Below are 17,821 nucleotides of genomic sequence, written 5' to 3'. Positions count from 1 at the left end.
AAAGGGAGTTCAATAAAAGTGCTTAATTTTTTATAATAAGGACGGCAATTGAATTATTGCCATCCTTATTATAATTTATGCACCAGGAAAATTCCCAAATTCTATATGCCTGCCTTTGTTTTGAAAGATATTCCCATTTTTAATCCTCGAAGGCTCTCCGTCGAACTCAACTGTTTGTTCGTTCCTGTAATCTATAAAAAGGTAATTTTTCCAGTCCGATTCTTCCAAAGGAAAGAAGGCTTCTCCTGGCTCTGAATGCAGAAACCAATCACCTTGTGCTGCATTACAAAAAACACAATGATTTGCCCAATATTCTTGATCAGCTGTTTTTGAGAAAAATGGTCTGAAATAAGAAAATTTAGTTTTTAATAAATTCCTTAATTTATCATCTTTCGGAATTATATTAGTAAAAAAGAATAAATCATTCAATTCCTCTACATCGGCACCTTCGGCCTTGTATGATACAGCAGCTAATGAAATCACTGGAGTATTGGCGTTACATTTATAACAAATTGTGGTATTTTGAATAAAGAAAAAAGGTGAACTTATTATAATATTCATAGGGTCGCAATTGGAAAATTTGAAACCTAATTTAATATATTTATCACTCATTAAAAATAAGTATAGCAATTATTCGATATTATTTGAAAGATTGCATTTATCTTAATCTGTAAATTATGGCGAAACGGACTAATAACCACATTCTAGAAGATAAATCAAGACATGTATTTAATGAGGTCATACCCGACAATTGGGTGGTTAGGGATAAGGGAAAAGATTATGGTATCGATTGTGAAGTTGAAATCTTTGATAAAGATGGAAATTCGACTGGCTGTTTATTTTACGTCCAATTGAAGGCAACTGAAAGCAATAAAAAGTATACGATAAAAAACGTAAATTTTAAGTATGAAAAGATTGTTCAATTTCAATCATATAATAGCCCTGTCCTTATTGTAAGGTATTCCCATTATGAGAAAAAGCAATACTTTTCATGGGCAAATGATATTATATCACAAAATAATACCGGCAATAATATTATCGTAAAATTTCTGGATGAAAAGGTCTTGGATATTGAAACTTCGGAAAAAATACATGATTATGTTCTCAGATTTAATAATGCACTAAAAGGCAATTTTAGGCTTCCCATTCCAACTTTTATAGAACATGATATATTTAGTGATGAAACAAATATCGAAGCTCAGCAATATTTTAAAAAATTACTGACAAAGAATAACCAATATTTTAAATTTGTCAGAAATGAAACTGAATCAATATTACAATTAAAGATAGGAAAATCAAAGGTTTATCTTTCTCTATCTGATATCCAATTTTCATCTATTGCCTTTGAAACGGAAAATCTATCAGAAAAGGCTGATGAATATTATTCTGATATACTATTAGCTTGTCTGTGCATCATACTATTTAATTCAAATAAGTCTGAAATTGCAAATGAAATTTTTTTTAAAAACAATTTAATTAGAATACTAAATTTAAGAGAGGATTTCTTACAGCATTTTCTTCCACATTTATTAAGTGGAGAATATTGTGAAAAAGTCTTAGATGAGATTGATGGAATGTTTGATATTGAAAAAGATAACCACCTGCAAAACATCTCCTTAGCAATACTTATGGCAAGTAAGTCTTTGAACGATGATAAGCAAAAAATTTGTCTAAATTTCTTGGAGAAACAGGTAGAATATTCAACAAGACTGGATTACAAATTGGGAATAGCAATTTCAAATTATAACCTTGGTAACTTCCATAAAAATCTTGGAAATTGGAGAGAAGCCCTGAATTGCTATTTTATTGCAAGAAAAAACAATCGGAACTATTTAGACCAGGGATATTACTTTTCAGATTTAGGCGGAATATTTTTTGAGCTGAAAAAATATAGGATTTCTTCAAAATTATATGAGAAGTCAATTCAACTTAATACAGATAACTTAATGGCAAAAGCATTGTTAGGTGATTCTCTATTACATATCGGGAATTATAAATCCGCAGTAGAATACTTTGATGAATTTTTAACTGAACAACAGGAGAATAAAAGAATTCCCAAGGAAGAATGGTATTTGAAATATTTTAGTATTAAAACTTTAATTCTAAGTGGTTACCCTGAACTACAATCTAGAAATGCTTCTGAATCAATTAAATCTCTAGAATTAAACAATATAGAACAAGCAATTGATTTCGATATGCTAAATGGGGATGCTTGGTTTAAGAATGCGCTAGCCGCCCAGGATAATGATGATAAACTACAGGCATTCGTTTCATTTGTTATGTCTGCATTATTTAAAAAAGAGAATATGTTTTACTGGGTATCAGCAACAATATCTGGAATTATAACTACGGAAGAAAGCTTTCTTCACGTCGTGGATATTATAAAATTGGCTTACTTCTATCACGGAGAACATTACATAGATATTTTATACGATTATACAACTAAACATTTCCCCGAGGGAAAAGAGTTAATAATGAAATTGGTTGGAAACATATTAACGGAGATAAACAAACCTACTTTTACTTTTAGAGTCTTTGATAATGAATTTATTTATGAAACTCACCAAATTTAATTATTTGGTTTACAGCATAAAGCTAATTAAAGTAAAAGATAACTGTAACTAATCAATAAGGTCAAAATACTTTGGTGATCCATCCCAGATGGTATAATATCCATCATCAAATAAAAAAACAACTTCATTACCTGCATATTGTTTCCTTGCCCTGAAAATATTGTCTTTCTTTTTAGAGAAAAGAATTGAGCGATCTAATATGGGAACTTCATATCCCCTAAAATTATGAGGAGGATCTATATAAGTTCTGTTGGTATTGTCTATTTTCATAACCAATGCCAAATTAGGTTCATCTTTTAAAATTATGCAGAAGTTATTTAGAACCATTCCCACCCCCCAATTAGAAGTAATTATTTTACCCACTAAACTAATATTACTACGGTGATTTAAAATTTTCAGAATGCTATCGTCTGAGAATAGTTTGCTCCTATCCATCTCCATAATTGTATTGATGTTTTCACACCAACCTTGGACATGGGATGCATCTTTTAAAATTATTTTTGAATTCTTATTATCTGCAAACTTTTGAGCACTTGGAAGGTATCTGCTGGAAGTAATAAAAATACCACCATCTGCATTTTCAGTATGTACTATACCAGATAATGCTTGAACAGCTTCTAATTTAATCGGCAAATCTCGTTTATATTTCTTAACCTGAACATATGTAACGGTTTGATCAACTCCATCCTTATAAAATAATTTCACATCAACGCCTCCATCCCCTTGCCCTTTTCCTAGTTCGGTTTTATAACCTTGATTCGAGAATATTTCACTAATCAAAACTTCAAACTGTCGGTGATGTAAATCATAAAACCTTTCAGGATTTTTACCAAAAAATTCAAATATCTCATTATACAAACTTGTGTAGTTTGGCTGTATTATTTTTGTAAGCCATTTCCAATGAAAATATTTTAGGTAAGCCTCATTCAAATCATCATCAATTGGATAAAAATGAACGACGCATGAAGAATATAACTCTCTATAAAATCCAAAGTTTTCTACAAAGGCGTCAAATTCATCAATCAAAGTTCCATCACAGAAACCATTAAGTACATTCCATAAACCTCCTTCAGTTAATAATATTAAAACACATGCCATACTACTATTTGGTTCATCCTGGTGGTAATCTAAAAAAGACGTAAACCTACTGTCAATCCATAACTCCCTTGAAATTAACCATTTTTTAATTTCATCTTCTAGTTGTCCAATTTTTCCTGATAATTGTAAATCTGAAAACTCCATACCGAATGTGTTAATAAGTAATAATTGCAACTAGATAAAAATAAATACCAATTTCTCTCACTTCTGAAATAAAAGTTGATTAAAAGTGAAAATATTAAAATTATTTATTTATTTAGGTATTTAATAAAAAAATGATAAGTGCAGGTTTGTAAATATATGGTTTACAATTTGACCTATATTGATTTGATTTTTTTTAAAGCCAAAAAGGATATATTACTTACTTAAATATTTTAAATGACTCCAATATCTGATATACACCAAGAGGTATTTGACATGCTTCTTAAATATTATAAAATAGATAATGATTTCCTGTATGTAATGCGACATTTAAACCGCGGTGGAAGACTTGATAAAGGATATTGGTTTCTAGGTAATGATTATTACGTTTCCGTATCCTTTTGGGCGGGATTGGACAAGAAAACAAGGTCGCCTAGAGTAAGTTTCGTTATCCTTGGGGATGGAACTACTTATTTAGAACTCAATAATACTTCCTCCATCAATTTCTTTTCTATGTACTTTTTAACCGAATTGAAATTCACTAGTGAAAATTATGGAGTTTATAGGAAGGATTTCTCGGAATATGGAAAAGATTATTTGTCTTCTCTAGAAGCGTTTATACATAATGAAAAATTACAAATAGATAAGTATGTAAGGAATAAAAGTCATCAATATGATAATATCCTTGAAGTTGGTGGCATAGATTTCGTATGGCCAAATACATTTAATTACCAGCTTGAAAAGATAAGAGGGTATCAAAAAGTTAGAAAAGAGAAAGCTAGAAAAACCGGATATCTTAGATATCTAAACATTAAAAAATTTGGGAAGATTGAAAATTTAATTATAAAAGATATTCCTGTAGGTTGCCGGTGGATTTTTTTAACAGGTGAAAATGGAGCTGGCAAAACTACAATTTTAAGAGCCTTGGCTTCTGCAATGTTAAATAATAATGATCATGAAAATGCTGTTTCCAAAGATGATAATGAGTTTAATGTCCAAATCGGTTTAGAAACTATAAATGGCGTTAGCAAAACAACAGTTAAAGGAAGTAATGATTTTCGCAATAAAGAAAAGTTAGTAAAAGGTTTTGCAACTTATGGTCCTGTTAGATTAATCAGCCAAGGAACATTAGTAGATGACCTAATTAATTTAGATAAAAATGGTATTAGTTTACTATATACTTATGGTCTTTTTAACCCAATTGGAATTTTAAGAGATATAAGCGGTAGTTACATTTTAAACGTCAGGCCAAAATACTATGAAATAGAGCTGCATAGATTTTTGGAAAATATAGAACAAAATCTAGAAATAATATTGCCAAATGTTCAAAAGGTTAATGTTGTAATGTCTGACAAAGGCAGAGAAATATTATATCATCAAGGAAAGCCAGTTCCTGGTGGAATAACTGAAGGTGTAAAATTCAATGAGTTGCCCTCCGGAACAAGGAATTTTGCGGCATTAATTTTAGATTTATTATTAAGATTTGCGGAACAACAAGGTGATGTTGCTGATATATCAAATTATGTTGGAATTGTATTGATAGATGAAATTGATCTACACTTACATCCGAAAATGCAAAAGGAGATCATAATCCAATTAGCTGAAACATTCCCTAATATTCAATTCATAGTTACAACACATAGCCCAATACCATTATTGGGAGCACCATCCAACTCCATTTTTATCAATGTAACCAAAAATGAAAAAAACGAAATCTGTGCAAAAAAATTAGATATTGATATCTCTAACCTATTGCCAAATACTATATTGACATCACCTATTTTTAATTTTGAAGAATTAATTAATGAAAATCATGACCATACTCAGCCGCTAATTACCGAAGACGATTTTACTGATGCAATGTTTTACAAAATTTTAGAGAAAAAAATAAAAGAAAATTCAATAAAGCCATTGCAATGATAAACTTACCAATGAAGCAAAATGATAATGCTCCAGACAGATTATCAATCCCTGGTGCATTAAGACAAATCGTTAAAGCAATTCAAAATATGGATGGGAAATGCTACAATAGCACTTACTATCCACATAACGATATTACAAACTTATTAAAAGCTTACTCAATTCATAAGACACAGTTAGATCCTGGAGACAGGGCAAAATGCAATTACTGTGAATCAAAAATCGAACATGCAGCTACTTTACAAGTTGAGCATTTTCGTCCAAAAGCAAAAATAGAGTCTGGCGAAAATGACCATATTGAGTTACCTGGGTACTATTGGTTAGGTTTAGAATGGACCAATCTATTACTAGCTTGTCCAAAATGCAATGGTAAGGATGCTAAGGGTAACAAATTCCCCATCCGGGGGGTAAGGGCAAATGCACACAATCCTGTGGAAATAATAAATCAAAATTATACGTTAAATAGAAATCAGTGTTTTGCAAATTCGAATCCTCTACTTTTAGAAATACCAATTCTAATAAATCCTGAAATCGATAATCCAGAAGATTATTTAACTTTCAATGAATTAGGATATATGATGGGACATGGGCCTGATGCAGACCGAGGTGAAACAAGTAAAAACATCTATAAATTAAACCGAGACGAATTATTAGCATGTAGACAAGATGTATGGAATAATTTTAAAAATGCCATAAATGTTGAAATTGGAGGCCATCAAGCCGGCTTTTTGGATTTAGAGGGGTTAAAATTTAGATTTAGATCTATAAGTAATGAAATTATAAAACGAAAGCTTCCTTCAGAAGAATATACCCTTTGGGGTCGATATATAAATAATAATCTAAATAACTTTCTTTCAGAATTGGATGATAATTATCGAGAAATCTTTTATGAAATTTACATAGAATCTTTAAACCAAATTCCATAAATAGAGAAAAATGAAACTCAAAAACCTATTAACAGAACAAAATTGAATGATCTTTTCAATTTGAAGAATTAAGTATATTAAAGTATTGGTAATCATTAAAAAAATGTAAAATGGACACTGAATATAATTTAGAATATCAAAAACTAAGAATGATTACTCAATCTTTCTACGACTCAATTCTTTTTTCAATATTCAATTTCAGTAGAGGACCGGAAAATTGGAAAAATAATTTTTTCCTTCGAGTATCGGATGAATTTATTGAAGGATTTGAATCTATTGAAAAAATGATCCAAAATGGATTTCGTAATCAATGTAGACGTGAATTACGTTTTCTAATTGAAGTAGCAATAAAAGCAGCATTTATCACTCAAAACACTATTAATGAAGATTTTGATAAACAATTAAATACTTATCGAAAGTTATTGAAAAATCCTGGGATCAACACCATAAATAGAATCAATTTTCCTTTGTTTGGTAAGGAAGATATTAAAAGGAATTTTTTAATCGAAGTAAAACAAATGTATGGGAATTTATGTAACTATGTTCATTTAACTCCAGAGCAATTAACTGAAAAAATTAAACTGTCAAAAGATGGAAAACCATTTGAAAAACTTACTACTGAAGAATTGAAAATTTTGAATTATGAGATTTCGCTTACTTTTTCATATATATCAGTATTACTATTTAATTCGATGCCTCAATTTGTAGTTGGTGATTTTTTTCAACCAGGTTTACCAGACTATTACTATTGCAAATCAAAATATATTGCTGAAATCGATGAGAAATTTGATTATAAACATGAAAGACAAGCAAACCTTGAAGGCATAATAAAATCTCGAAATGAAAAAATTGAATTTTAATGAACTGACGGAAGGATAAATTTCAAACTACGGTATGAGCAGTGTTAGAATTTAAAATCTATTACTTTAACGGTATCAGATAAAATATTAACTTTACAATCTATAAACGGATGATGGTTCTTTGATTCAAGATAAAAATCCATATTCGTGGCAATAATAAAAAATTACTCAAAAAAGTGCGTTTAAATGGTCTGGAGCTAATTGGTTCGGTTCCCTCCCTTTCCGCCAAAATGATACAAATGCCACGAATAGCAATTATTCGTGGCATTTTTGTTTTACTATATTCCTTTTCGGGTTTCGGGATGAGGGAACGGTTCAGTATAATGCCTTTGGATAGTTTTGTTGAATTTTTTCTTATCGCCTAAATCCATTTTCATTAATACCCGAGGGAAAAAATTAAAGTATTTGTAGAGGTTTTTTCCTAATGTTGACCCCATAAATGCAAGATTTTCCCGAATCTCAATAATGCGAACTTTTCATGCTATGTAAGCTTTTGTCTACTATTTTGATAACTTATGGTCTCAAGACAGATAATTTAATCATTGTTTCACAATAAAAACAATTTAATACGTTATCTTTATTAACAAAGTAAATTGTATTTATCACATAAAATTGAGAGTAGAAAAAATGGGAAAATTTGTAGTGAAAACCAGAAAAGATGGCGAATTCCAGTTTAATTTAAAGGCTGGAAATGGCCAGGTTATTCTGAACAGTGAAGGTTATAAAACAAAAGCAAATTGTTTAAATGGAATTGAATCGGTAAAAAGAAACGCTCAGGACAACGATAAATTCGATAGAAAGACTTCAACAAATGGGAAACACTATTTCAACTTGAAAGCGACCAACGGCCAGGTTATCGGTACAAGTGAGCTATATGAAAGCGCAAGCGGAATGGAAAACGGTATCGAGTCTGTAAAATCAAATGCGCCAGATGCAACGATCGAAGATCTTGATTAACTGTAGAAAAAAGATGAAAAACGAAGAAGCCCGATCATTGCTATCGGGCTTCCTCATATAAATCACTGCATTATTTCTTATTCTTAACGTGGATTGTGCTATCAATGATCTTAAATCCCCCAGCAAGGAGCTCAGTTTAAGGTAGCCAACCAACAGATCAAAGCTGAATATGCTTTTAAGTCAGCTCTTTTCTCCCGATTGTTTCACAAAAGGCTGTCTGTAATATCTTTTTCCTGTATGATCAAACAGCGCATTGGCCACGGCGCCGAAAGTCGGTGGAAACAGCGGCTCCCCCATACCTGTTGGGTTATCCTGGTTTTCCACAAAATATACTTCGATTTTTGCGGGAGCCTCATGCATGCGGATCATCCGGTAGGTATTAAAATTACTCCTCAAGGGTACCCCATCCTTAAATAATTGCTCACCATACAGGGCATTTCCTATGCCGTCGATAAGTGCCCCTTCAGCCATATTGATAGCCGCATCCTTATTGACGACAATCCCACAGTCCATGACTGCTAGGGCCTGTGTGACATAAGGCTCATTGTTCTTCACGCCGATATCCACCAGTGCGGCAGCGTAGGTATTATGACAAAAATAAGCCGCTGTCCCCCGCCCTGTTCCGGCAGGCCTTGCGAGGTTCGCAGCTTTGTCTTTTAATAGTTGGATGAGGCCTGCATAACGGTCGGCATCATAATCATTGCGCTGCCCGACAGGTTTCTCCTTCGCCCGCATGAGCAGTTCCAACCTGAAATCCAAGGCATCCTTTTTCATTTCAAAGGCCAGCTCATCCAAAAACGACTGTTCAGCGCAGGCGATGAAATTAGATCCGGGGGCTCGAAAAGCCCCGACTGTGATTGCTGAGGGTATAGACCAAGTCTCTGCGAGGTAATTGTCTATCGCTCCTGCCGGAAATCTGTTTTCGTGTAATGGACTTTCAGGTATACCGCCTGCTTTTATATGAAAACCAATTAGTTGGTTATTTTCATCTAAAGCAGCCCTATAGGTGGCGCTATAACTAGGTCGGTAGATTCCATACGTCGCTTCATCCTCCCGTGTATACATCAGTTTAACGGGGGCTTGGATTTTTTGGGAAATAACTGCCGCTTCGACGACATGATGTCCATAGGCCCGCAGTCCAAAACCACCACCCATCCGTGCCAGGTTAATTTTTATTTTCTCTTTTGGTAGTCCCAGTCGGGCAGACAGTGTTCTGGTGATAAACTCAGGTGTCTGTATGGGGACATACAACTCCGCATAATCTGCACCAACATCCGCGAAACAGCTTACCGGTTCCATCGTATTGTGGACAAGAAAAGGTGCGGTATAGGTACGCTTGATAATCCGGGCCGCATTTTTAAAGGCCGATTCGGGATCACCATCCCGGCGTTTCACTTGTGCAGGCTGCGTAGAAGCCTGCTCCATATCTGCATAATGCCGGGCCGTACTTTCCAGAAAATCAGGTTTCCCATTTTGGGCGTTGCCTGTAGGACCGCTCAAATGCAGGATCAATTTTTTCTTCGCCTGCATCACTTCCCAAGTGCTATTGCCAACGATGACCGCGACCTGCTGATAGCTGAAAACGTCGAATCCGTTTTTCTTATACCCCTTGAGAACAGGCTCCATGATAAATACATCTTTTATTCCTGGCATTTGACGCACAGCTTTGTCGTCTATACCTGTAATTTCTCTTCCAAAACTAGCCGGATGGACAATCATGGCAATGAGCATTCCCTCCTTTTTAAAATCGCTCGTAAATAAAGGCTTCCCGGTCACAATATTATCGATTTCGACATTGCGTTTAGATGAACCGATAATTTTGAAATCGGCGACAGCTTTGAGCGGTACATTTTTAGGTACTGGAATCAGCGCGGCCGCAGATGCCACTTCACCGTAGGATAACTTACGGTTACTTTTCTTATGATACAGGCTCCCGGTAGCTGTGCTGATTTCATGCGCTGGAACTGCCCAACGCTGTGCAGCTGCAAGTATCAGCATCTGTCTTGCAGTAGCACCAGCTGTACGTAGTATGGGCCAGGCTCTACGGATAGACTGACTGCCACCGGTAAACTGACGTTCGAAGCGTTCAGGAAAAAAATCGGCCTGTTCGACCTGCACACTATCCCAGCTGATATCCAGTTCCTCGGCCAAAATCATGGGCAGCGAAGTTTTGACGTTTTGGCCAAATTCCGGATTGGGGTTAAAAAGTGTCACTCTTCCGTCCGGGTGGATCTTGATATAACTATTCAACGTAGCGGGTGTGGTATGATCTTTTTCTGCGGCTACAGCATTCCCTCCCGGCCAGTAAAACTGCAACATCAATCCACCGCCAGCCAACAAGGCGGCCTTCAAAAAAGACCTTCTATCTAGGGTTGTTTTATCTGCTTTCATCGTTCGTTTTTCAAAATTGGTTTATCCTATCCTTATTGCGCTGGCGCATAGGCACCGTTAGTCAGCCAGGTAATCCATGCTTCCTTAAATTCGGCATGACTTATCGGTGGCAATGTTCTGCCCTCTCCGGGATTCCAGCCCCATTTGACAAGGCCATCATCGGCATGGGCAATTAATGCTTTGAGGTCTTTGTTTCCATTTTGTTTTGGGTCTACCAATTGTTTTGCGAGTTCACTCGCACTACGTCCCTGGAAGACCATTTTCATGCTGGAGGGTGGTAAATGCCAATCCGGACTTCCCGGCGGTGTTTTTAAACCCGTAGTATTTTCGGTCTGATGGCAGTTTGCACATTTCATGGCCAATATTCCCTTCCCATCAGCACCGCGTTTGGGAAACATGGCATGGAGTCTATTGTCGTCGCCCTGTAACGGAATATCACCGCTGGGATGACAGTTCATGCAACGGGGACTTTGCAATACGGCATAAACTTTTTTAAAAGCATTGACAGATCGCACACTATCTTTTTTCACAACGACAGCTATTTCTTTATTGCCTGTATAGTGTGCATCCTCCGAAAAGGCGGAGACTATTCCGATCAGAAATAACGCAATAACACTCAGTGTTACAGGAAGCCTAAACTTACTTATCTCTTTTTTTTCTTTATCTGTTTTCATGACGATTTTTAAGGTTAGCCCTTTTGTTTCTGGAGTTCCGCAGCCTGGTGAATTGCTTTACGGATACGGGAATAAGTACCGCAACGACAGATATTTCCGGCCATGGCATCGTCAATATCCTGGTCTGTGGGGTTAGGACGCTCACGTAACAGCACGGCAGCGGACATAATCTGGCCGGCATGGCAATAACCACATTGTGGTACATCCACATCTTTCCACGCGAGTTGCAAAGGATGATCGCCATGTTCCGATAGACCTTCAATGGTAATGACTTCTTTGCCGACCGCACGTTTCACCTTTGTTACACATGAACGTACAGCCTCCCCGTCGAGATGAACCACACAGGCCCCACATTGTGCAACGCCGCATCCATATTTTGTACCTGTCAATCCCACATGATCTCTTAGGAACCACAACAAAGGCATTTCGCTATCTACGTCTACCGTATATTTCTTTTTATTGATTCGTATGCTGTTCATAATTTGTTTATTCTTAGTTACTCTGTAGAGGATCTAGCTATAAAAATAAGCATTTGACCCATATATAGGATAAATTATTACACAAATAGGTAATATAGTCCAAATGTGCTGTAAATGAGTTCAGGTTCAGGGACAACGTACTTCGCAAAACATAATATTTTCCAGGCCAAACTAAATTCCGTAACTTCCATACAATTGATATAATTAGCAGTGATAACAATGATTTCGAACGATACGATACACCCTCGATTGAATGGGCTCGTGCTCAGCGGTGGCAGAAGCCAACGCATGGGGAGAGCTAAAGAAGCGATTAAATGGCATGGTAAACAACAACGTTATCACCTGGCAGATCTGCTGCATGCTTACTGCGAAAAGGTCTATATCTCCTGTCGTCCGGAGCAAATGCCCGAAATGATGGCTGATGCAGCTGCATGTAGCTATGAGCTACTGCCCGATAACTATTCGGATATTGGCCCTATGGGTGGTATACTGACCGCATTTGACGCGCATCCCGAGCGGGCCTGGCTTGTTATCGCCTGTGATTTACCCTTGGTGGATCGTGCGGCGATTGCGTATCTGGTGCAACAGCGGGATCCATCTCAAATAGCTACGGCCTTTACAGAACCCGGAAGCCAGTTCCTTGAGCCATTGTTTGCCATTTGGGAGCCCGCCACCTATCCCCTCCTTCAGCAGATGGTTGCCGCACATAAACTATCCCCACGTCAGTTATTGATGCAGCAGCAGGTCACAGGGATTGCTGCTCCCGATGAAAAAGTACTTACCAACGTCAATACCCCTGCTGAGGCCAGCAGGGTAAAAGCGATTATTGCTAACCAAATTCAGGTCCCCTGAAGGGCGCCACGGTAAAGCATTTCATCCACTTTCTTATACACCTCCGGATCATGTTTTTTGATCTTAATCTTCACATATTTGGAAGCTGGCATATTACTTTCCCTGACCACATTATTAACCGATACAAGCACATTCGTTTCGGAGAAATAAGTGACTGTATTCTTCTCCGGAATGGCGTAGGATACGATCAGAAATAAAGGTGCTACACGCTCTATTCCATCATCATAATTATAAAGATCGACTTTATCTCCGGCTTTAAAACCCGCCTTGGCTATATCTTTCGGATTCATAAAAATCACACGGCGCTCATTTTTGATTCCGCGATAACGGTCGTCCAGGCCATAGATGGTCGTGTTGAATTGATCATGGGTACGTGTTGTCGCCATCATATATTCATCATCTGCGAGCTGGTTATCCGGCAGCTCAGTTTGTGTAAAAGGTGCTAAACCACCCAGTTGCCGGGCAAAAGACTGGGAATCACGGGCTTCATTGGGTAGATAGAAGCCCTCTTTCTGCCGTACCCTGACATTATAGTTTTCAAAACCGGGAATACAGTGCTCGATCGCATCACGTACTGCATCATAGCTATCGTGATAACGCTGCCAGTCGATAACGGAGCGTTCACCCAAGGTCGCCATTGCCATACGGCATACAATCTGCGTTTCATTGATGAGGTTTTTGGATACCGCATCTAGGACACCTTTGGAAGCCTGTACCACGCCCATGGAATTTTCTGTGCTGACAATCTGAACCTCCCCATTGACGATATCTTTGTCGCTACGCCCATAAGTAGGCAAAATAAGGGCTGCTTTGCCGTGGATCAGGTGCCCGCGGTTTAACTTTGTGGATACGCAAACTAATAGATCGAGCTTTCGCAGTGCGTTTGCCGTAAATGTGGTATCAGGTGTCGCTGACAGGAAATTGCCGCCCATACAGAAGAGAAATTTAATCTTTTCGGCGTGCATGGCCTTGATGGCGCGTACCACATCGTAGCCATGTTCGCGTGGCGGTTCGAATCCGAAATACTGTTGCAGCCTATCCAGCTGTTCATCTGTGGGTTTCTCGTCAATGAGCATAGTACGGTTGCCTTGCACATTACTGTGCCCACGTACTGGGCAGACACCGCCACCTTTGATCCCGATGCTTCCTTTCAGCAGCAGGATATTCAGGATCTCGCGGATCATATCCACCCCATTGGGCTGTTGCGTCAGTCCCATTCCCCAGCAGAAAATAATCTTATTTTTGAAAGCCAGCAGTTCCGCTGCCTGTTGAATGTCGGCTACAGCAACACCGCTCAGCTTGCTTAGCTGTTCAAGTGTGTATTTGGGTTCATCAAACTGCTGCCGAAAGGCTTCAAAACCCGTAGTCTTATTCTTGATAAAGTCGGTATGGAGTACTTTTCCTGGATTTTTATGCTCCAGATCCAGTAAGATCAGTTCCAGTGCTTTTAAGAGCGCCATATCGCCATTGATCTTCACGGGTAAGTAGAGATCGGCCAGACTTACCCCCTTGCCGATAATACCATTGATCTGTTGCGGGTTCTGGAAACCCATCAGGCCAGCTTCCGGTAAGGGGTTGATGGCAATAATTTTGGCGCCATTTTTTTTGGCCTTTTCCAGCGCACTCATCATGCGGGGGGCGTTGGTTCCCGGATTATGTCCGATGATGACAATCAGTTCGCTTTCATAAAAGTCTGCGAGCTTGACAGTGCCCTTTCCGATACCGATGGTTGGACGTAGTGCCGAACCCGAAGTTTCATGGCACATGTTGGAACAGTCGGGCATATTATTGGTGCCAAATTCTTTGGCAAATAGCTGATAGACAAAAGAAGCTTCATTGCTGGTACGGCCAGAAGTATAGAAAGCTGCTTCATGTGGTGAGGCCAAGGAATTGAGTTGAGTGGCAATTTTCTGAAATGCCCCCTCCCAGCTGATCGGTTCATAGTGCGTTCCCCCCGGCGCTAAATACATCGGGTCTGTCAGGCGTCCCATTTTTCCGATCTCATAATCGCTGAGCTGTGCCAGCTCATAGACCGAATTGTTTTTGAAAAATCCCGGTGTCACCCGCTTCGTGGTTGCCTCTTCGGCCAGGGCTTTAGCGCCATTTTCACAATATTCACCTACGGGCGAGCGTTCATCGTCAGGATCAGGCCAAGCACAGCTGGGACAGTCAAATCCGCCCATCTGATTCATTTTGAATAAGGCTTTGGTGCCCCTAAAAAGCGTCTTTTCTTCAATAAGATCTGCAAAGGCAGCCAAAACTGCCGGAATACCCGCCGCCGATTTTTCCACGGGGGTCAGCTTAAGGTCAAGAAGCTTATAAGGGTTTTCTGCCTGTGGCTCGGCCTGAATATCATGCTCCAGTTTTTGCTTTCTGTTGTTTTCTTCCATGACGATAGGTATTGGGATACTTATTTTTTTAAAGTCAGCATGCGAGATTGGGGTTCGGATAATTGTCACTTTGATCTTCCGTCGTATTGTCAATACAGGCAAAATCTTTTTCCACGAGCAATTTTACTTTTCCCGATTGCCCCTCGAAGCCGATCCGTTCCGTTTGGACCAATTCCCTGATCATCTCAGCTGATAAACCGACCGTGATTTTATGGCCCACAAAAGAGGCTACAAGTGATTCGGTAGCTGACTGGACAATGTTGTAAACAAGATCCTGCTGGATGAATTCGGTCCGCCCGGATACTTCCCCCTGGGTACCTAACTGATCAATTTCAGACCTGGTCAACCGCAGCCTGACTGTATTATCCTTGATTCTTATTTTCATCTTTCTAGCTATTTATCAATTTGCTGCCTGATTTTATCTTTCTAAATTTGTTAATCTCTCTAAATTTTATTGTCGATCGACATCGTTTTTTTGGATCGTACGGAACTTATGGTATTAACCCTCCAATCGTCATATTGTTTCCCTGATGGTAAATATTGAATCTGTGATCCCGCAAAAATCCCAATAAGCTTATGTCAAATTCCTCGGCCAGTTCGATTGCTAGGCTGGAAGGGGCACCGATTGCCGCAATGCAGGAGATACCCGCCATGGCCGCTTTTTGCACAAGCTCAAAACTGGCACGGCCACTCAATAGCAATATCGTTTTCTGCAAGGGCAATAAACCGTTCATCAGCGCATGGCCAATGAGCTTATCGAGTGCATTATGGCGCCCTATATCCTCCCGCAATGCAATAAGCTGTCCGTTTAGATCGAATAGGCCTGCTGCATGTATACCGCCGGTCGCGGAAAAGTTTCCCTGCGCAGCGCGGAGCTGGTCCGATAATGTGTAGAGCACTTCGTAGTTCAGCGTGAAAGGTTCGGCAACAAGCTCCTTAAAAATACTGACTGTTTTGATTGCCCCAATTGATCCTTTTCCACATACGCCACAACTGGAGCTGCTGTAGAAATTCCGGTCCAAGCTGTTTGTTTCGGGTGCAAATCCGTCACAAAGTTCCACCAAAATAATATTATCGCTATTTCGGGTACACAATGCATCGACGTGATCCACCGACTTGATTTGGCCCGCTTCCGAAATAAGTCCCTCGGTAAAGAGAAATCCAGTGGCGAGTTCAGCATCATGCCCCGGGGTACGCATCGTGACGGAAATATTCTTATGCGCTGTTATTCCCCCCACTGTCGTTTGTATCCGGATTTCCAAGGGCTCCTCTACCGAGATACAATCCGATATCCGCTCCTGCGATCGGTCGCTCACTTTGACCAAGTCAATGTTTTTTATGGTGATATGCTGTAATACAGTGGATTTCATTATGCAGGTCTTTATACGTCCTAACTATTAAAGGTTCTTATTTCCAATGTACCATGTCGTACGGATAATAAACACTGTCTTTAAAGGTATTTTCATCTAGCCCCATTCTTTTTACTACAGCAGCTACTTCAAATGCCCAATAACCACAATAGCCCCACTCCCTCAGATGGGAATTGTACCAAGCTTCCTCCTTGTGCATCGCATACCAGTTTTTCAGGTATTGCTTGATGGCTAGCTCCGCTTCTTTGTCAGGAAGGCTGATGATGTCCTGTAATAACACAAATGGGCGATAATCATTTGTACTTTTGTCCTTGCGCTCAAGACCGACGATAAAGTATATCAAGTTAACCGGTTTAAAAGCCGGTTCAGTATCGCTGTTCTCCCAAATGTTTATGAAAGTTTGTATTCCGGGATAATGATCCTGAAGTTTGTTCAGCAGAAATAGCAAAGAACAGCATTTAAGAAATAGGGAGTTATTTTTGAACTCCTTTGGATCTGCCTGAAGGAGAAAGGTTATCGCTTCGTCAAGTATAGGAAATATCGCTTCTAGCTCCCCGCCTTTGGAATAAATAAGCTGGATTTTTTGAAGCCTGATACTACAGGCTTCAATATAATGGTGATTTTCCAGACTGCCATTTTTTTCTTTATAGCGCTGGAAGTCTTCATCGTCATCTTGCATCCACAGATCAATTCTTTCCAGTTCGTTCTCGAAGTATTTTATATTTTTATGTTGCGCCCTTACTGGTTGCGATGAACTGTTAGGTTCTGCGCTTCCAAAAATTTTGCTGAAAAAACCCATGTTTACTTAAGTTTCACATATTTATTCTGAACTCCTTCATAAATAATTGATAATGTGTCATTCTTTATGCTATAATTACCTTCAGTTTTCTCTTTTGTAGCCGTCTCCACAGTGATAAGTTTATCCTGTTGGGTTTCGTAGGTTGATGTAGTTATAAGCTGCATTTCACCTTCCCCCGACTGCTGAATGAGTTTTCCGTCCTTTGTAAATTCCAGCGAGATTTTCTCAATGGAACCGCCTGTTTCCGAATCTTTCACTGCTCCGTTCCACTTACCGATAAGTTTTGGATCTTCCTGTTTTTTTGAATTGCAGCTCATTGCTAAAAGACAACTTACAACAAGTACTATTTGTTTCATTTAAATTTTATAGAATTTCAAATTTTATATCACTT

At 38.4% G+C, this 17,821-nt stretch carries 16 protein-coding genes; 6 read left to right on the top strand and 10 right to left on the bottom strand.

Features of this window, described 5'->3' with window-relative positions; genetic code table 11:
• Positions 1 to 75: 75 nt before the first annotated feature.
• On the bottom strand, positions 76 to 612 hold the full coding sequence (locus ABDW32_RS07300) for a hypothetical protein (protein WP_343560897.1): 537 nt from the start codon (positions 610 to 612) through the stop codon (positions 76 to 78).
• A gap of 65 nt (positions 613 to 677) precedes the next feature.
• Here ABDW32_RS07300 and ABDW32_RS07295 point away from each other — a divergent pair, with 65 nt between their 5' ends.
• The gene (locus ABDW32_RS07295; RefSeq protein ID WP_343560895.1) at positions 678 to 2,573 is read left to right on the top strand and encodes a DUF4365 domain-containing protein; all 1,896 of its coding nucleotides are present in this window, start codon (positions 678 to 680) and stop codon (positions 2,571 to 2,573) included.
• A gap of 48 nt (positions 2,574 to 2,621) precedes the next feature.
• Here ABDW32_RS07295 and ABDW32_RS07290 read toward each other — a convergent pair whose 3' ends face one another.
• Positions 2,622 to 3,815, bottom strand: coding sequence for a restriction endonuclease (locus ABDW32_RS07290; protein WP_343560893.1), 1,194 nt, complete (start codon positions 3,813 to 3,815; stop codon positions 2,622 to 2,624).
• 234 nt (positions 3,816 to 4,049) lie between these two features.
• Between ABDW32_RS07290 and ABDW32_RS07285 the strand changes: the two genes are divergently transcribed.
• The 4 genes from ABDW32_RS07285 to ABDW32_RS07270 all read left to right on the top strand — a co-directional run bounded on the left by ABDW32_RS07285 (position 4,050) and on the right by ABDW32_RS07270 (position 8,475).
• Positions 4,050 to 5,732 (top strand): AAA family ATPase, encoded by a 1,683-nt coding sequence (locus tag ABDW32_RS07285; RefSeq protein ID WP_343560891.1) that lies wholly within the window; start codon positions 4,050 to 4,052, stop codon positions 5,730 to 5,732.
• Between the two features lie 11 nt (positions 5,733 to 5,743).
• The gene (locus ABDW32_RS07280; RefSeq protein ID WP_343560890.1) at positions 5,744 to 6,658 is read left to right on the top strand and encodes a hypothetical protein; all 915 of its coding nucleotides are present in this window, start codon (positions 5,744 to 5,746) and stop codon (positions 6,656 to 6,658) included.
• A 110-nt stretch (positions 6,659 to 6,768) separates the two neighbouring features.
• Positions 6,769 to 7,518 carry a hypothetical protein gene (locus ABDW32_RS07275; RefSeq protein WP_343560888.1) on the top strand — a complete coding sequence of 250 codons (750 nt, stop codon included), beginning with the start codon at positions 6,769 to 6,771 and terminating at the stop codon, positions 7,516 to 7,518.
• 627 nt (positions 7,519 to 8,145) lie between these two features.
• Positions 8,146 to 8,475 (top strand): YegP family protein, encoded by a 330-nt coding sequence (locus ABDW32_RS07270; RefSeq protein WP_343560886.1) that lies wholly within the window; start codon positions 8,146 to 8,148, stop codon positions 8,473 to 8,475.
• A gap of 180 nt (positions 8,476 to 8,655) precedes the next feature.
• Here the strand turns inward: ABDW32_RS07270 and ABDW32_RS07265 are convergent, their stop codons facing one another.
• Genes ABDW32_RS07265 through ABDW32_RS07255 form a run of 3 tightly spaced genes read right to left on the bottom strand, consistent with a single transcriptional unit; the run spans position 8,656 to position 12,019 of the window.
• Positions 8,656 to 10,866, bottom strand: coding sequence for a molybdopterin cofactor-binding domain-containing protein (locus ABDW32_RS07265; RefSeq protein ID WP_343560884.1), 2,211 nt, complete (start codon positions 10,864 to 10,866; stop codon positions 8,656 to 8,658).
• A gap of 32 nt (positions 10,867 to 10,898) precedes the next feature.
• Positions 10,899 to 11,540 carry a hypothetical protein gene (locus ABDW32_RS07260; protein WP_343560883.1) on the bottom strand — a complete coding sequence of 214 codons (642 nt, stop codon included), beginning with the start codon at positions 11,538 to 11,540 and terminating at the stop codon, positions 10,899 to 10,901.
• A 14-nt stretch (positions 11,541 to 11,554) separates the two neighbouring features.
• Positions 11,555 to 12,019, bottom strand: a complete 465-nt coding sequence (locus ABDW32_RS07255; protein ID WP_343560881.1) for a (2Fe-2S)-binding protein — start codon at positions 12,017 to 12,019, stop codon at positions 11,555 to 11,557.
• A 219-nt stretch (positions 12,020 to 12,238) separates the two neighbouring features.
• On the opposite strand from ABDW32_RS07255, the gene ABDW32_RS07250 reads away from it, so the two are divergent.
• Positions 12,239 to 12,871 carry an NTP transferase domain-containing protein gene (locus ABDW32_RS07250; RefSeq protein ID WP_343560879.1) on the top strand — a complete coding sequence of 211 codons (633 nt, stop codon included), beginning with the start codon at positions 12,239 to 12,241 and terminating at the stop codon, positions 12,869 to 12,871.
• On the opposite strand, the gene ABDW32_RS07245 is transcribed toward ABDW32_RS07250, so the two are convergent.
• From ABDW32_RS07245 to ABDW32_RS07225, 5 genes are all read right to left on the bottom strand, one after another.
• On the bottom strand, positions 12,859 to 15,261 hold the full coding sequence (locus ABDW32_RS07245) for an FdhF/YdeP family oxidoreductase (protein ID WP_343560877.1): 2,403 nt from the start codon (positions 15,259 to 15,261) through the stop codon (positions 12,859 to 12,861). The two genes, ABDW32_RS07250 and ABDW32_RS07245, sit on opposite strands and share 13 nt — an antisense overlap.
• Before the next feature lie 34 nt (positions 15,262 to 15,295).
• A complete protein-coding gene (locus ABDW32_RS07240) occupies positions 15,296 to 15,646 on the bottom strand; it encodes a hypothetical protein (protein WP_077433473.1) in 351 nt (116 codons plus the stop codon).
• 106 nt (positions 15,647 to 15,752) lie between these two features.
• Entirely contained in the window at positions 15,753 to 16,631 is an 879-nt protein-coding gene (fdhD, locus tag ABDW32_RS07235) for a formate dehydrogenase accessory sulfurtransferase FdhD (protein ID WP_343560874.1), read from the bottom strand.
• 37 nt (positions 16,632 to 16,668) lie between these two features.
• Positions 16,669 to 17,430, bottom strand: coding sequence for a PoNe immunity protein domain-containing protein (locus ABDW32_RS07230; RefSeq protein ID WP_343560872.1), 762 nt, complete (start codon positions 17,428 to 17,430; stop codon positions 16,669 to 16,671).
• A gap of 2 nt (positions 17,431 to 17,432) precedes the next feature.
• On the bottom strand, positions 17,433 to 17,786 hold the full coding sequence (locus ABDW32_RS07225; RefSeq protein ID WP_343560870.1) for a hypothetical protein: 354 nt from the start codon (positions 17,784 to 17,786) through the stop codon (positions 17,433 to 17,435).
• Positions 17,787 to 17,821: the final 35 nt, after the last annotated feature.

The organism is Sphingobacterium sp., assembly GCF_039596235.1.
Lineage (GTDB): Bacteria > Bacteroidota > Bacteroidia > Sphingobacteriales > Sphingobacteriaceae > Sphingobacterium.
Note: the sequence above shows the minus strand (reverse complement) of the source record. Positions and strands in the feature narration are given on the sequence as shown.

What these genes read in the sequence shown, in the direction of transcription:
- ABDW32_RS07300 (WP_343560897.1), bottom strand. Translation starts at nt 612, where the DNA reads ATGAGTGATAAATATATTAAATTAGGTTTCAAATTTTCCAATTGCGAC.
- ABDW32_RS07230 (WP_343560872.1), bottom strand. Translation starts at nt 17,430, where the DNA reads ATGGGTTTTTTCAGCAAAATTTTTGGAAGCGCAGAACCTAACAGTTCA.
- ABDW32_RS07245 (WP_343560877.1), bottom strand. Translation starts at nt 15,261, where the DNA reads ATGGAAGAAAACAACAGAAAGCAAAAACTGGAGCATGATATTCAGGCC.
- ABDW32_RS07250 (WP_343560879.1), top strand. Translation starts at nt 12,239, where the DNA reads ATGATTTCGAACGATACGATACACCCTCGATTGAATGGGCTCGTGCTC.
- ABDW32_RS07285 (WP_343560891.1), top strand. Translation starts at nt 4,050, where the DNA reads ATGACTCCAATATCTGATATACACCAAGAGGTATTTGACATGCTTCTT.
- ABDW32_RS07225 (WP_343560870.1), bottom strand. Translation starts at nt 17,786, where the DNA reads ATGAAACAAATAGTACTTGTTGTAAGTTGTCTTTTAGCAATGAGCTGC.
- ABDW32_RS07280 (WP_343560890.1), top strand. Translation starts at nt 5,744, where the DNA reads ATGAAGCAAAATGATAATGCTCCAGACAGATTATCAATCCCTGGTGCA.
- ABDW32_RS07275 (WP_343560888.1), top strand. Translation starts at nt 6,769, where the DNA reads ATGGACACTGAATATAATTTAGAATATCAAAAACTAAGAATGATTACT.
- ABDW32_RS07270 (WP_343560886.1), top strand. Translation starts at nt 8,146, where the DNA reads ATGGGAAAATTTGTAGTGAAAACCAGAAAAGATGGCGAATTCCAGTTT.
- ABDW32_RS07260 (WP_343560883.1), bottom strand. Translation starts at nt 11,540, where the DNA reads ATGAAAACAGATAAAGAAAAAAAAGAGATAAGTAAGTTTAGGCTTCCT.
- ABDW32_RS07290 (WP_343560893.1), bottom strand. Translation starts at nt 3,815, where the DNA reads ATGGAGTTTTCAGATTTACAATTATCAGGAAAAATTGGACAACTAGAA.
- ABDW32_RS07255 (WP_343560881.1), bottom strand. Translation starts at nt 12,019, where the DNA reads ATGAACAGCATACGAATCAATAAAAAGAAATATACGGTAGACGTAGAT.
- ABDW32_RS07240 (WP_077433473.1), bottom strand. Translation starts at nt 15,646, where the DNA reads ATGAAAATAAGAATCAAGGATAATACAGTCAGGCTGCGGTTGACCAGG.
- fdhD (WP_343560874.1), bottom strand. Translation starts at nt 16,631, where the DNA reads ATGAAATCCACTGTATTACAGCATATCACCATAAAAAACATTGACTTG.
- ABDW32_RS07295 (WP_343560895.1), top strand. Translation starts at nt 678, where the DNA reads ATGGCGAAACGGACTAATAACCACATTCTAGAAGATAAATCAAGACAT.
- ABDW32_RS07265 (WP_343560884.1), bottom strand. Translation starts at nt 10,866, where the DNA reads ATGAAAGCAGATAAAACAACCCTAGATAGAAGGTCTTTTTTGAAGGCC.